The 13,400-nt window shown below is 42.9% G+C and carries 15 protein-coding genes and 1 tRNA gene; 11 read left to right on the plus strand and 5 right to left on the minus strand.

Going from position 1 to position 13,400, the window contains the following annotated elements; translation table 11 throughout:
• The first annotated feature begins 10 nt into the window (after positions 1-10).
• The 6 genes from MKX46_RS22775 to MKX46_RS22800 all read left to right on the plus strand — a co-directional run bounded on the left by MKX46_RS22775 (position 11) and on the right by MKX46_RS22800 (position 4,440).
• Complete coding sequence (locus tag MKX46_RS22775; protein WP_341071819.1) at positions 11-169, plus strand: hypothetical protein; 159 nt, start codon at positions 11-13, stop codon at positions 167-169.
• 1 nt (position 170) lies between these two features.
• Positions 171-653, plus strand: a complete 483-nt coding sequence (locus tag MKX46_RS22780; protein ID WP_341071820.1) for a ribosomal maturation YjgA family protein — start codon at positions 171-173, stop codon at positions 651-653.
• A gap of 60 nt (positions 654-713) precedes the next feature.
• The gene (locus tag MKX46_RS22785) at positions 714-1,925 is read left to right on the plus strand and encodes a rhamnogalacturonan acetylesterase (RefSeq protein ID WP_341071925.1); all 1,212 of its coding nucleotides are present in this window, start codon (positions 714-716) and stop codon (positions 1,923-1,925) included.
• A 115-nt stretch (positions 1,926-2,040) separates the two neighbouring features.
• Positions 2,041-2,985: a class I SAM-dependent methyltransferase gene (locus MKX46_RS22790; protein ID WP_341071821.1), complete on the plus strand. Its 945-nt coding sequence runs from the start codon at positions 2,041-2,043 to the stop codon at positions 2,983-2,985.
• 306 nt (positions 2,986-3,291) lie between these two features.
• Positions 3,292-3,849 (plus strand): hypothetical protein, encoded by a 558-nt coding sequence (locus tag MKX46_RS22795; protein ID WP_029516448.1) that lies wholly within the window; start codon positions 3,292-3,294, stop codon positions 3,847-3,849.
• Between the two features lie 30 nt (positions 3,850-3,879).
• The gene (locus MKX46_RS22800) at positions 3,880-4,440 is read left to right on the plus strand and encodes a GNAT family N-acetyltransferase (protein WP_341071822.1); all 561 of its coding nucleotides are present in this window, start codon (positions 3,880-3,882) and stop codon (positions 4,438-4,440) included.
• A 1-nt stretch (position 4,441) separates the two neighbouring features.
• On the opposite strand, the gene MKX46_RS22805 is transcribed toward MKX46_RS22800, so the two are convergent.
• Both MKX46_RS22805 and MKX46_RS22810 read right to left on the minus strand, forming a co-directional pair.
• Positions 4,442-4,783 carry a GIY-YIG nuclease family protein gene (locus tag MKX46_RS22805; protein WP_341071823.1) on the minus strand — a complete coding sequence of 114 codons (342 nt, stop codon included), beginning with the start codon at positions 4,781-4,783 and terminating at the stop codon, positions 4,442-4,444.
• Positions 4,784-4,939: 156 nt separating this feature from the next.
• Positions 4,940-5,698: a DUF2087 domain-containing protein gene (locus MKX46_RS22810; RefSeq protein ID WP_341071824.1), complete on the minus strand. Its 759-nt coding sequence runs from the start codon at positions 5,696-5,698 to the stop codon at positions 4,940-4,942.
• 208 nt (positions 5,699-5,906) lie between these two features.
• Between MKX46_RS22810 and MKX46_RS22815 the strand changes: the two genes are divergently transcribed.
• Both MKX46_RS22815 and MKX46_RS25655 read left to right on the plus strand, forming a co-directional pair.
• Complete coding sequence (locus tag MKX46_RS22815; RefSeq protein ID WP_341071825.1) at positions 5,907-6,395, plus strand: HEAT repeat domain-containing protein; 489 nt, start codon at positions 5,907-5,909, stop codon at positions 6,393-6,395.
• A 122-nt stretch (positions 6,396-6,517) separates the two neighbouring features.
• On the plus strand, positions 6,518-6,634 hold the full coding sequence (locus tag MKX46_RS25655) for a hypothetical protein (RefSeq protein ID WP_245231549.1): 117 nt from the start codon (positions 6,518-6,520) through the stop codon (positions 6,632-6,634).
• A 299-nt stretch (positions 6,635-6,933) separates the two neighbouring features.
• Here the strand turns inward: MKX46_RS25655 and MKX46_RS22820 are convergent, their stop codons facing one another.
• The gene (locus tag MKX46_RS22820) at positions 6,934-7,155 is read right to left on the minus strand and encodes a helix-turn-helix domain-containing protein (protein ID WP_010349271.1); all 222 of its coding nucleotides are present in this window, start codon (positions 7,153-7,155) and stop codon (positions 6,934-6,936) included.
• A gap of 342 nt (positions 7,156-7,497) precedes the next feature.
• On the opposite strand from MKX46_RS22820, the gene MKX46_RS22825 reads away from it, so the two are divergent.
• Entirely contained in the window at positions 7,498-7,902 is a 405-nt protein-coding gene (locus tag MKX46_RS22825; RefSeq protein WP_341071826.1) for a hypothetical protein, read from the plus strand.
• A gap of 48 nt (positions 7,903-7,950) precedes the next feature.
• Here MKX46_RS22825 and MKX46_RS22830 read toward each other — a convergent pair whose 3' ends face one another.
• Positions 7,951-8,256: a hypothetical protein gene (locus tag MKX46_RS22830; protein WP_341071827.1), complete on the minus strand. Its 306-nt coding sequence runs from the start codon at positions 8,254-8,256 to the stop codon at positions 7,951-7,953.
• Between the two features lie 165 nt (positions 8,257-8,421).
• Here MKX46_RS22830 and MKX46_RS22835 point away from each other — a divergent pair.
• Positions 8,422-8,495 (plus strand) — tRNA-Pro (locus MKX46_RS22835).
• 217 nt (positions 8,496-8,712) lie between these two features.
• On the opposite strand, the gene MKX46_RS22840 is transcribed toward MKX46_RS22835, so the two are convergent.
• Entirely contained in the window at positions 8,713-9,984 is a 1,272-nt protein-coding gene (locus tag MKX46_RS22840; RefSeq protein WP_341071828.1) for an MFS transporter, read from the minus strand.
• 519 nt (positions 9,985-10,503) lie between these two features.
• Between MKX46_RS22840 and MKX46_RS22845 the strand changes: the two genes are divergently transcribed.
• Positions 10,504-13,395, plus strand: coding sequence for a 2-oxoglutarate dehydrogenase E1 component (locus MKX46_RS22845; protein ID WP_029516460.1), 2,892 nt, complete (start codon positions 10,504-10,506; stop codon positions 13,393-13,395).
• Positions 13,396-13,400: the final 5 nt, after the last annotated feature.

The raw sequence follows: 13,400 nt of genomic DNA on the forward strand, positions 1-13,400 counted from the left end.
GAGGCTCATTATGATTAATTATATTATGAAAAATACAGACAAGTTGGTGTGCATACAATATGACATCAGCAAAAGGTTCAGCAATCTTGCAAACGCTATCCAAGAGAGGGTGCTTACGAATTTCCCGCAGCTTGGCGAAGATGTCCCAGCATTAGGACAGGTGATTTAGCATGAGGAGCGTTCATAAGAGAGTCAGCAGGAAGGCCAATCGGGAAATAAAGGCGAAATTCCGCTGGAAGGCCCGCGCTGCGTACCTAATTGCTGTGCTGGTCACGATCTTGTTGGGTTTGGGAAGCCGAGTTTTCTCCTCCCGGTTGCCTGAATTCGTTGCTAATCACTTTGGGGATGCCTTGTGGGCGTGCATGATTTATTTTGGGCTGAGAATGTTGGGGGTGAATCGTCAATTGTCCGTAGCCCTGTGGGGCAGCTTGCTGTTTTGCTTCGCCATTGAGTTCAGCCAGATGTACCAGGCTCCCTGGATTAACCACATTCGGGCAACGACACTGGGCGGCTTGGTGCTTGGGAAAGGGTTCCTGACCGCGGATCTGATCAGGTACACAGTTGGCATTGGGGTATCTTGGGCGTTGGACCAAGGCTGTCAAAAGCTGGCGGGGATCAATACACGTATAGACGATGACAACCCACTCAAATAATCTGAAAAGCGAGGGTTGCGCTTGAAACAAAAGGGAAAGCGTCACAGGTTGTTCGGTAAGATGATTGGATTATGCGCAGGGTTCAGCTTGTTGTTTGCAACCATACTTATCCCAGGGCAGGCATTAGCCGAAAAACAGCTTGTGGCCCCTCTTCGTTTTGACTTTGGCCCCGGCAAGGTAGCTGACGGCTACACACAGGTCACTGCCAAGGATGTTTACACGCCTGAGCGAGGCTATGGATTTACCGATCTTTCCAAAGTGAATGAAGAAGATCGTGGTGGAAGTGATGCTATACGCTCAGATTTTGTTCGTGTTCAAGGATCATCCTTTGTTGTCAATTTACCACCTGCGGATTACACGCTTTCCCTGATTGCCGGAGATACTGCCGGAAACACAGACATTACGGTTAAAGCCGAGTCCATCGTCAAGGTAGAACCTACTGCCAAAACAGCAGGACAATTTATCGAGGCTGGATTTGAACTTGCACTCATCGACGGTCAGCTCGAATTGTATTTCTCAGGTGATGAAGCGAAGATTAACGCTTTGGTTATTACTCCAAAGGATGCTCGAACGGCTGGAGAACATCCTTCGGTATACCTTGCGGGAGATTCTACGGTTCAAACCTATAAATCCGCGATGAAGCCTCAGGCGGGCTGGGGGCAAATGATTGCTCCGTTCTTCACAGATGAGCCTATTTTTGTGAACCGTTCTATTGGTGGACGAAGCACGAAAACCTTTCTAGTACAAGGACGGTTAGATGATATTTTACGCAATATCCGTCCAGGAGATTATTTGCTCATTCAGTTTGGACATAATGATGCCGCGATCAGCAACCAAGAGCGTTATGTTTCACCCGCGGATTACAAAGTTTACTTAAAAACCTACATCCAAGGAGCCATCCAACGCGGTGCAACACCTGTGCTAATTACTCCTGTTGGCCGCCGGGATTATGATGCGGCAAGTGCCTCGTTTCGGATTAGTTTCCCGGAATATGTGCAGGCCATGAAGGAAACAGCATCGGAGACAAATGTTGCACTGGTCGATCTTAGCCGCTTGAGTGTAGCGTACTATGATACACTTGGACTGGAAGGAACACTCCCGTTATTTTTACATGTGGAGCCAGGGGTGTATCCTGCATTTCCTAATGGAGTGAAGGATGATACTCATTTTCAGGAATATGGTGCGGAGCAAATAGCTCGGCTGATAGCTCAGGGAATCCGTGAGCTGAATATTCCTTTATCCTCTTATGTACAGGTGGAAGATTCGCAATAAAACATTATTTCCATAGCCATGGTATACTTAGAAAATAAGCTGGCCCTACCCAAAGATAACATTGTTTAGGCTTGGGTAGGGCTTTAATGTTCTGGATCTTAAGGAGGAAGCGAGAATGACAGTCGCTCAACTTCATAAACTTATTAACGGTCAACTCCTGTACAATCAGCATCGGAGTTTATTTTATATGCGTGAGGGTTCTGTTCTGTTAGGACCTTCAACGGAAATGACGTACTGGCTGACGCAGAGAAGCTCAGAACTGATGCTCATGCTTCAAGGCTTGAAGCGCCAGCATATGTATAACGCTTTTGTGACGGATGTAGCGGCTAAAATACTGTCCCAGTTTGTAAATACCAATCAATATCTACATTTTCACACAGCTCATGTGAGGGAGCTTACGGAGCTGTATGATCGACTTTTCACCCGTATTGAGAACCTGTTCCAGAAGAAATTTATAGATAGAGCAACCTTGGACTTACTGCTTCAGCAGCATTACGGGCATTTGAGAGATTTTTTAACTCGTACCAACGGACGTGAAATGTTTGCTAAGTATGCAGAGTGTGAGTATACCTTTTGGATACCTTGTGAGGAATATACGCCGGAGTTGCAAGCCAATCTGCTAGGATTGAACATTGCTCGTTTGCAAGAGCCTGTTCTAGATGTTGGTTGCGGATCTGAGGCACGGTTGGTTACTTATTTACGTGCCTGTGGAATTGAGGCTTACGGAACAGATCGGTTGGCTGAAACAGAAGGTTGGGTCACTCAAGGAGATTGGTTAGAGATCACCTTTGGGGAACGCACATGGGGAACGATCATTTCACATATGGCATTCTCCAATCATTTTATACATCATCATCTGAAGGCAGATGGTAATATTCATGAGTACGCTCGCAAATATATGGAATTGCTTAGAGCCATTCGGCCCGGAGGGAGTTTTATTTACAGTCCGTGCCTTCCATTTATGGAAGGGCTTTTGGATGCCCGAATGGGTTATCAGGTAGAGTATATCCAGTCATCTGAAGGTTACAGGGCCACGAAAATAACGCGTATACATTCATAAGCGCTAGTAGTAGTCCATTCATTTGTCAGATTCCTTCTTGGAATGGTATTATAAGGATAGATATTACTCTATTTGGGATTCAGTTGATGATAGAAATTCTCATGACGCTAATTTGACACCATAGAGGATGATCATTAGCAGCATGGCTGCACTGAATAATAATGATTAGCCTACGGATAACTGAATTTTAGGGAAGATTAAACCATATTTTCCTAAAAGCCGATATATGGGAATGAGGCGAGAACATACTGTTATTAAACCCGCCCGAAAATGGATGTATATAATTGGGTTAGGAGAGTAGAAGAAGTGTCAGATCTGTATACGAAAAAAGAAGTAGAAGATTATGTAACCAACGTGGTTTTCGAACGACCTTTAGGTGTAAGCATTTCAGCCATTTTATTGATCTTTAATGGAGCACTTCTGTTGGTGACCCAGCTATTGACGCTTAATGCATTAAATGAGGCTGCTACGTTAGTAGGCATTTGTAGGGGCATGTTTCAAGGATTTATCGCGTTACTCGGTTTGGCAGGGACGACTGCCGGTATCGGCATGTTATTTGGTAAGAAGTGGGCTTGGTGGCTGGCAGTATTTTATTTTACATATGAGACCATGCGTTATACGTGTGCAATTCTGTTTATTCCAGATGTCCCTCCAACGTTGGGCGGTGTACAGTTAAACCCTGCTTTATACTACGTAAAATATGGTATGCGTATTATTTGGAATTTGTTGTTTACGTTGTTCATGTGTCGTAGTAAAGTGACGGGTTTTTTTCAAACAAGTGGAATCAGCAAGTGGAGAGCATGTATTGCATTATTCTTCATCAATGGAGTGATAGTTGGGATTGGCTGGTGGCTGATAAGATAAGGTTCTTCGATGTGAAGGAGGAAATGGATAATGTCAATGGAAACGTTTCCGATTCTAGAAACCGATAGGCTTCGTTTAAGACAGCTTACAGTAGGGGATGCGGAGGATGTGTTCGGCTATTTTTCCAAGGATGAGGTCACACAATATTATGACTTGGAAAGCTTTACAGAGGTAGAGCAAGCCGAAAAATTTATTCGTTCGATGCTAACCAGATATGAGAAGCAAGAGGGCTTTCGTTGGGGGATTACATTAAAAGAAGCTCCTGAGCGGATCGTGGGTACAATTGGATTCCATAACTGGCAGAAGGAGCACTCCCGTATTGAAATCGGCTATGAGCTGGCACCGGAATATTGGTTGCAAGGTTTGATGACAGAGGCGATGAAGGTGGTAGTAGATTATGGCTTTCATTTGCCGCAGGTTCACCGTATAGAAGCCTTCATTGATCCAGATAACGAAGGCTCCAAACGGCTGCTACTCAAAAGTGGCTTTACTAAAGAGGGTCACCTGAGAGATTATTTTTATGAAAAAGGTCAATTTGTCGACGCTGTTATTTTTGGATACCTTCGGGAAGAGCATCCCGTGGATTGGTAATTTACAAATACCCTTTGTCCCCGAAAGGCTGGAGTCGATCAAGCCAGGTCTGCTCCAGCTTTGCTAGTGCATCTTTGACATCAAAGAACTCGGAGTCCTTTTTCTTCAAAACGTCCAGCACTTCAAATTCAAATGAATCTTCGCCGTACTCATTCCATTCTTGCTGTAGTTGTTTATTCTTAAATCCACCCATGTTCAGCTCAAAACGCCGTCCATTCAGCGACTTTAAATTCGGTGTGGAAGAGACGAAAATTTTCCCATTACGAGTATTGCGAATGCAATAGATTCCTGCCTCTGTCTTTATTTCCATGTATTGCTGCACCAGTTCTTTTCTTCGATTCATTGTCGAATCCTCCTATTTGAGCATTTTGCATAAATCCCAAGAGCGTTTTCAAATCAGCAATGCATAGATCGAAACACTTTAGTTCGTCTATATATTGTACCTGCGAGCGTTGAGAATCGAATTATGCCAAAATGCTGATTTCATAAGCGCCTAGCTTCAAGATTCCTTCAACCAATATTCACTGCCATCTGGCTTGCGATCCAATAAACTATATTCAATCATATATCTTCGCACCGTGACATAATCGTCATACACTTCCTGTAAAATCACATTGATATCCTTCTCGTGATATATTTGTCCCTTCACAAAACGGTTCGCAATTTCACGCAGCACAATCAGCTTATGTTTTTCTTGCATTTTAAAGGTTTTCAGGCGTCCGTCTGTACCGTTCGGAAAATACTTCGTGAGTACCTTTTGTCTTTCGTCTTCTGTAATGTTGTAGCGTTCGTCCACCATCCGTGCTCCTATGGGTACTTCTACAATGGTGGGAGCGTGACGGTCTTTCTCCTTTAGCAGCTCCATTAATGTGAGAAATACTTTGGCCTGTCGCTCTTTTTCTTTGAGACCAAAACGATGATTGCGTATGGTGGATGCGCTACCGATTCCGGTTTCCTTTTGAATGTCCGCATCGCCCATGCCTTGATAAAATAACTGAAGCAACCGATTCTGATGATCCGTCAGTCCAGTCAGCTTTTTGTCCAGACCGATCAAATAGTCAAAGACCGAACCGTACGTCCGCTCAATATGAAGTCGCATGTACCTCTCCGCGTCATAAAATACCCCTTGATCCTGATATATGATGCCTTGCTCAAATCGCTGTCCGTCCAGCAAGCAAATGACCTGCTCTCCTTGGCGAATATATCCACGCTTCAGTTCTTCGATACCAGCATTCCAGAATAGTTCGGAATGATCCATTTTAGCAAACACCTCAATTAAATGATGATTATTTTATAGACAATATAACATTTTGTTTATTTTAAATCAATGAGTGGATATCTCTTTAGGGGTTCGACAATGTTCGCTATATACAAAAGAGACATAGGATTGTTATCATATGTAAATTATTGAATTGTTTTAAGACTGGATAGTTGCTATATATTGTAATAAGGTGGGTTGGTAAACTATGAACAAAATGCGTTTAGAAGAAGTCATAGAAAGTGGAGATTTAAAGGAAGCGGTAAAGATTATAGAGGATGTGGGTGAAAAGCTGGATCATACATTCACTCCAATATTATTGAGATATTTAGTAACGACGGATAGTGTATTGCTAAGAAATGTAATCGTCATTACGTTAGCTGATCTAGGAGACAGTGAAGCGGTGTTGCCTCTTATCGACTTATTAAGAAATCCAAAGACCAAGGGGAATAGAGGAACACTGTTATATGCTTTAGAATTTTTTGATGTATCTACTCATGTTGTGGCGCTGGTAGATTTACTGGATGATACCTTTGAAGCGAGTAGACAATCTTATCAACTGATAAGTAACGTGCAAGATAAAATTACTAAGGCGCAAAAGGACATATGTAGACAATTGATAAGAAGAAAGTTGGATGATCATAAAAACAAATATAAGCGTGACTTCTTGCTGGAATCTTTAGAGCTTTTTACATGAGAACTTACTGGATAAACGAGGAGAAGTCTACACCTTAGACGGCGAATACATATCTGATTTTACAACATTTTATAGCACTTGGTGAAGCGATTAATGGGCCCGGAGGGTACTATGGATTTAGCTTGGACAGTATATCGGACTGTCTCTGTAGAGGTTTTGGGACAGTAGGACCGTTCACGATCCATTGGAAAAACGCACATTATTTCTTGGAAAGATTCGAGGGAAGTTGTAAAAAGTAATCATAGTGGGTTGGATTGAGGCATTGTTTTTAAACCAAAGTCTTATATTAGCGTAAATCGTCTTGTTATCACTGGTTTGACTAAGGAAACAGATATGGATGTGATCATGATCGTAACGAATAAAATGTATCTGGTTCTAGACGGAGAGCGTAACCCCAATGCTTTATTCGACATTTATAATACGTGGGAGAAATATATTTAAAGTTGATAGAAAGGGATTACGAAGTTCGGATCTAATTTGAATGGGAAGGTCGTTAAAATTCGAATATTATATAAAGAACAGAGAGCCGTTAAGCATGTTAACGGCTCTCTTCGTCGTCTTCTGGCAAGTATTCGATCAGTTCACCAGGGAGTACGCCAAGGGTTCTACAAAGTGTGTTCAAGGTAGGAAAGTCAATTCGGGCATTTGCGTTGGAGGCCAAAGCTTTAACCGTATTCCTATTAATTCCCGTAATAGAAACAATATCTTTCTGTTCGAGTCCACGGTCTTTCATAATTTTATCAAGAGAAAATCTAATCACAACAATTCCTCCAAAAGTAATCAAGTAAACTAGTTGACAAGTGTAGGTTAGGGGTTTATATTTGTAAATAAGTAATCTAGTTAACAAGATTATAAGTAAACTAATTTAATGCCTTCATAGTATCAAAATGCTTTAAAATTAGCAACAGTTACTATTTTGATAATCCTAAACAAATAAATGCGTGAGGAGGCTTAAAAACCGTATAGAGGTTTTCTTATTAAATGCATATAACAACGCTTTAATATTATTTTAAGTGGATTTAAAATGGATAAATTGTAATTCAGGTTAATATTTCATCGAACTAAGCTGTGATAACTGAACAAAGGAATGGAGCGAGGATGTATGACAGAATGGGTAATGGGATTGGAACGGGTATCCATGGTTCAGGGACCGTATGATTCACCTCATATGTATGAGATATGCGAAGGGGTTCTTTATGACCAACAATATTTCTTTTACCTCGAAAATGGCATACTGTGTCTGCGCCATGTGAAGAAGGTGGAGCAATCATATCATACGCATCTTTACCTAGATGGAGAGAGCGGAGGTTTGCAACTGGCAGAGGGAATACAAGGGGAGGTTATGCAAGTTGTCACGGAGATCATCGAACGCTTACGCGCTAAGGATGGACTGACATTTTTATTCGATGAACTGCTGTGGCTACATGGTAGGGGACCCATTGAATTAAACCTTTTCAATAAGAAGGATGAAGTGACCTCAGGTGGCAGACAACTTGCTACGAAATAAATGATCCTTTTGCTCCATATCATGGAACTTACCGAATAGGAAAAAAGCTTATGATTTCAGTGAATGTACCAGTTGTTGACTGATAAAAATGAGCGGATACCGAATCAATATGGTCAATTCTACCACAACAGCATCAACAGAAAGAGTAAATCCAAGATCACCTCCCAATAATATGTTTTGCTGCTGCTTTGAGGAAGGAAATTCCGGTTCATCCAAGCCATATTGTTCTTTCAATCTCTCTTTCGTTTCATGATTTATGACAAGGTTACCCTGTGCAAAGGTATAGCAGATAGGAACACTTAACTGTATTAAAAGAAGTAATGCAACGGGTATAAGCACTTTTTTGCTTTGCATGGTTAGCTCCTATGATCTCTGTTTTTGACCTCTTAGCTTTTGTATCTACCATAAAGAAAACAATTTAAAAATGCAACGAAAGAATGAGAAAATAATCCCTTTACAGGATTTTATGACCAGAATATAATGGTAAATAACAGCATCGATCTACATACACTGGGTTATCGGGGTATAGCGCAGCTAGGTAGCGCGCACCCTTGGGGTGGGTGAGGTCGTGGGTTCGAATCCCGCTACTCCGATTTCAATCAAAATGTCCTGCTGATGCAGCTAATGCGTCTGCCGGGCGTTTTTTTTTTTGAATATTACATACCCTATTAGTCTTTGTCTCTACTGGGTTTTGACGAGCTAGTCGTATGCAACGAATGTATGAAGCCACCTCTGCACTGGATTTGGAGGCAGAAGTGGCAATCCACAATCGCTGGCGGAATGGTCTGCTGTATGACTTCTTTAATTTGCCTATAAAGATCCCTGAAGGGTCTTGGAAGAAGTACTGTAATCAGCATAACGAGGAAGCACAATAGTGTAGTATATTCCTACAATAACGGTACAGACCCCAACTAATAAAAACAGAATTTCAATTGTAATAAATGAAGGAAAGCTAACAGCAATGAAACCTAACGTAAGAGACTGGGACAGCATCATTAACGGATTAATCAAACCTTGCACACGTCCCATCATTTGAGGATCTACAATACGAGGCAGCCATCCTCCTATACCAATGTTAATGAACGGAAGGATCAGTGCGATGACAAAGTTGATAATCAGAAAAGCATAGATGTGGTTAACAAATCCAAGTATGCACATACCCATTCCGGCTACCAGAACTCCCGTTGCAATCAATTGGTGTAGTTTTAGCTTGGTAGAGATGAGAGAAGCGATTAGGGTACCAAGCAACACACCAGCCCCAAAAATAATACCCGTCCATACCATATACTGCTCATAGTTGCCTGGAGCTAGCTTGTATTTAAGAATAAACATCGGTAAAACGCTAAAACCACCATTTAAAATACCGAACATAAAAAAGCCTGAAACCAACCAAAGCAATAGTCTGTTGCGTAATATGTAAAGAAATCCTTGTTTAAAATCGATCATGACAAGTTTGAATTTTAATTGTTTAAATTGATGTGCCCCGTTCGGAAGGCGTACTTCCTTTGGAATTTTGCAGGAACGAATAAGCAGTGCAGACACAATAAAAGAAACAGCATCAATGAGGATGGCTCCAGTAATTCCAAAGTGCCAGTAAACGACAGCCCCGAGAGTTCCTCCGAATAACATGAAAAGACTCCCCATCATTTGATTGAGGCCTGCGGCAATGGTGTAATCATCTTCGCTTAATATCCCCTGTATAATGGCACTTTCGGCTGGGAAGAAAAATTTGGAGGCAGCACTACGGATGAAGAGGAGGGCAAATATCAAAGGGATCGAATCGACCCAAATAAAAATAAGCAAACATAAGGATAAAAAAGCGCTGATCCAGTCACAATTAACAGCAATTTTTTGTCTGTCCATCCGATCTGCCAGCACTCCAACCACGAGAAATACTACCAGCATCGGAAGCGAATACATTAACTCGGCAAGCGTTGCATAATAAGGCTGATTTGTAAACCGTTTCAACAAATAAAACATGAATGCAGTAACCCCGATAATTCCTCCCATTTGTGAGGCGAAGGTTGCCAGAAAAAACCTGACATAATTCTTGTTTCTGAGTACTTGTTTTAGTCCAGTCACAGTTCCATCCCTTTCGCTTTCAAAGCGGTTTTTAGATGCCTAATTAAAATAATAGTGAAAAGTAGGAATATTGTACAGAAAAGTGACTTTAATGTCACTTTACGTTTGAATTTGCATCGTATCGGACCTTCTGCCTTTTAAATTCTGCTGTTGACGGTAATCATAGTGGGGTGGACTCGGAAGTTGCATTCAAACTCGTTTGGCGTTATGAGGTGCAACATAGACTAAATAACCAGCTGTCAGTTGATATTCGACGGCTGGTTATTTAAGTTGCCAGGTGTTTGATTACAGATTAGCCCGATTCATCTCATTTACGCATGGATATGTTGAGAAAAAGGAAATGCTCATAGCTAGAAAACTTTATACAATGGAAGAGGAATAAGAATTGTGAAATTCGACTTTTGATGAAGAATTTCATATAATGTGAGCATATTGTGAACAACTTAAATTGAAGATTAATAAAAAATGAAAATGATTTCCGTCCAGCTATGAATTTCAAAATTTGACGGAGGGAACGAGATGACAATGGAAGAGAGCAGCAGACAGGTACCTTGGCAGGCGTATTACGGACCTAATCTAGGTTATGTGCAGGACCAGTATGAAAAGTATGTAGCGGACCCCGGAACGGTTGACCCGGCTTACCGCGAGCTATTTGATCAATGGGGTGAGCCGCCACAATCCGAATACTCGGCTGCTTCCATGATAGACAACAAATTGCAAGGCCCCCCCACAAGTGCTTTGGGGCATCTTGATTCGAATACATTACAGAAAGCGGTTACAGCGGGTAAAATGGTATGGAATATTCGTGAATACGGACATTTAGCCGCCCAAATCGATCCGTTGGAACTGGATGCAGAGCAGGATACACGCTTGCTTAATCCAGCATCTTACGGTTTAACTGAACAAGACTTGAAGGCTTTTCCAGCCTCTTTAATATGGGATAACGCTCCTGCGGGAACACTTAACGGATGGGAAGCCATTCAACGGTTACGTGTAGCATACACAGGTCCGATTGCCTATGAATTTAGTCATATTCATAACGAGGAGGAACGCCGCTGGCTGAACAGCTATGCAGAATCCGGCTGGTCCTCCAAGCCCCTCACCACACAGGAACGCAAGTCGTTGCTGAGCAGATTGGTAGAAGTAGAACAGTTCGAAGAGTTTTTGCATAAAACATTTGTCGGACAGAAACGTTTTTCCATCGAGGGTAATGATGTGCTTGTCCCTGTTCTCGATGAGATTATTCGTCTAACCACAAATGCAGGAGCAAGTCATGTCCTGATGGGCATGGCGCATCGCGGCCGTTTGAATGTACTGGCACATGTGCTGGGCAAGCCTTACAGTAAAATTTTCTCTGAATTTCATCATTCGCCGAATAAGGATTTGATCCCGTCGGAAGGTTCCACAGGAATTAACTACGGCTGGACTGGCGATGTGAAATATCATCTGGGTGCTGATCGTTTTGTAAAAGATGGGGGAGCGGTGCAGGCCCGTCTGACATTGGCGAATAACCCAAGTCACCTGGAATATGTGAATCCGGTGGTACAAGGATTTTCACGAGCTGCACAGGAAGACCGCAGTGAGGCTGGTTATCCGAAGCTGGATGTGAGCAAGGCAGCTACCATTATTATGCACGGTGATGCTGCTTTCCCAGGTGAAGGTATCGTGGCAGAATCACTTAATTTCACGAATTTGCGCGGCTTCCGCAATGGCGGTTCAGTTCATATTATTGTGAATAATCGTCTGGGCTTTACGACAGAGAGTGTTGATTCCCGTTCGACCCGTTATGCCAGTGATCTCGCTAAAGGCTATGAAATTCCAATTGTGCATGTGAACGCGGATAATCCCGAAGCTTGTATTGCAGCTGCTCGTATGGCTGGCGAATATCGCAATCGTTTCAAGAAGGATTTTCTGATTGATCTGATTGGTTACCGTCGTTATGGTCACAATGAATCCGATGACCCGGAAACAACACAACCGCTGGTATATCGTAAGGTGAAGAATCATCCGACGGTGAGCAAATTGTATACTCAAAAGCTGATGAAGCAGGGGATTGTGGACGAAGCGTTTAGTGCCGGCCTCATTGAGAAGGTGCAAAACAGACTGAAGGAAGCGCATGAGCAGGTGAAGAATCAACCGGAACAAGAGCCGGAGATTACTCCTGTGAAGGCGAAAAAGAATCAGAGTTCTGTGGTACGTACTGCAGTGGAATTGAAAAAACTGCGCCAAATCAATGAAAACTTACTCAAATGGCCACAGTCTTTTCACGTATATCCGAAGCTGGATCGAATTTTACAGCGTAGAAAAACCGCTCTGAACGAAGGTGAAAAGGTAGATTGGAGTTTGGCGGAGACGCTGGCTTTGGCTACCATTCTCGCAGACGGCAAGCCTATTCGTATGACAGGCCAAGATGCGGAGCGAGCTACATTTGCTCACCGTAACCTTGTGCTGCATGAGCCTGAAACAGGCCGTACACATTGCCCGTTGCATACATTGCCGGAAGCACGTGCTTCGTTCAGTATTCATAACAGTCCATTGTCTGAGGCATCTGTCCTTGGCTTTGAATATGGCTATAACGTGTATTCTCCTGAAACGTTAGTGATTTGGGAAGCACAATTCGGCGATTTTGCCAACTGTGCACAGGTTATTTTTGACCAATTTATTTCCGCAGGCCGTGCCAAATGGAGACAGAAATCGAGTCTGGTGATGCTGCTACCGCATGGTAGCGAAGGACAAGGACCAGAGCATACGAGCGCACGTCTGGAGCGTTTTCTCCAGTTGTCCGCACAAAATAACTGGACTGTCGCTAATTTGAGCAGTGCCTCCCAATATTTCCATCTGCTGCGCCGTCAGGCTGCATTAAGCGAAAGTGAGGAAGCCCGCCCGCTGGTGATGATGTCGCCGAAGAGCCTGATTCGTAATAATCGTGTCGCTTCGCCTGCTTCTGAATTTAGCGAAGGAGCATTCCGTCCTGTGTTGGAACAGCCTGGTCTTGGTGCACGTCCGGATCGTGTAGAACGCATTGTACTGTGCAGTGGCAAGATTGCCATTGATCTCGAAGAAGCATTGGAAAAGGATAAGAATGAGGCAGAAGAGCGTCTGCATATTATTCGTGTGGAGCAGTTATACCCTTTCCCGGAAGAGGAAATTCGGAATATTTTCGGTCGCTTCCCGCATGTTAAGGAGTTCGTATGGGCTCAGGAAGAACCTAAAAATATGGGGGCTTGGAGTTACATTGAACCTCGCCTGCGGAATGTTGTGCCACAGGGAGCGGAAATTCGTTACGCAGGCAGACCAGATCGTTCAAGCCCGGCCAGCGGTTATCAGCAAGTACACAGCCTAGAACAACAGCGAATTATTCAATCGGCGTTGAAGCAGGATTCCAAAAACAATATTACACTGGGGAGGTAGCGGCT

This window comes from Paenibacillus sp. FSL P4-0113, from assembly GCF_038009305.1.
In the GTDB taxonomy this organism is placed as follows: Bacteria; Bacillota; Bacilli; order Paenibacillales; family Paenibacillaceae; genus Paenibacillus; species Paenibacillus polymyxa_D.

Coding starts and splice junctions, on each gene's coding strand:
- MKX46_RS22800 (WP_341071822.1), top strand. CDS start 3,880: ATGTCAATGGAAACGTTTCCGATTCTAGAAACCGATAGGCTTCGTTTA.
- MKX46_RS22805 (WP_341071823.1), bottom strand. CDS start 4,783: ATGAATCGAAGAAAAGAACTGGTGCAGCAATACATGGAAATAAAGACA.
- MKX46_RS22825 (WP_341071826.1), top strand. CDS start 7,498: ATGACAGAATGGGTAATGGGATTGGAACGGGTATCCATGGTTCAGGGA.
- MKX46_RS22790 (WP_341071821.1), top strand. CDS start 2,041: ATGACAGTCGCTCAACTTCATAAACTTATTAACGGTCAACTCCTGTAC.
- MKX46_RS22815 (WP_341071825.1), top strand. CDS start 5,907: ATGAACAAAATGCGTTTAGAAGAAGTCATAGAAAGTGGAGATTTAAAG.
- MKX46_RS22845 (WP_029516460.1), top strand. CDS start 10,504: ATGACAATGGAAGAGAGCAGCAGACAGGTACCTTGGCAGGCGTATTAC.
- MKX46_RS22830 (WP_341071827.1), bottom strand. CDS start 8,256: ATGCAAAGCAAAAAAGTGCTTATACCCGTTGCATTACTTCTTTTAATA.
- MKX46_RS22810 (WP_341071824.1), bottom strand. CDS start 5,698: ATGGATCATTCCGAACTATTCTGGAATGCTGGTATCGAAGAACTGAAG.
- MKX46_RS22775 (WP_341071819.1), top strand. CDS start 11: ATGATTAATTATATTATGAAAAATACAGACAAGTTGGTGTGCATACAA.
- MKX46_RS22785 (WP_341071925.1), top strand. CDS start 714: ATGATTGGATTATGCGCAGGGTTCAGCTTGTTGTTTGCAACCATACTT.
- MKX46_RS22780 (WP_341071820.1), top strand. CDS start 171: ATGAGGAGCGTTCATAAGAGAGTCAGCAGGAAGGCCAATCGGGAAATA.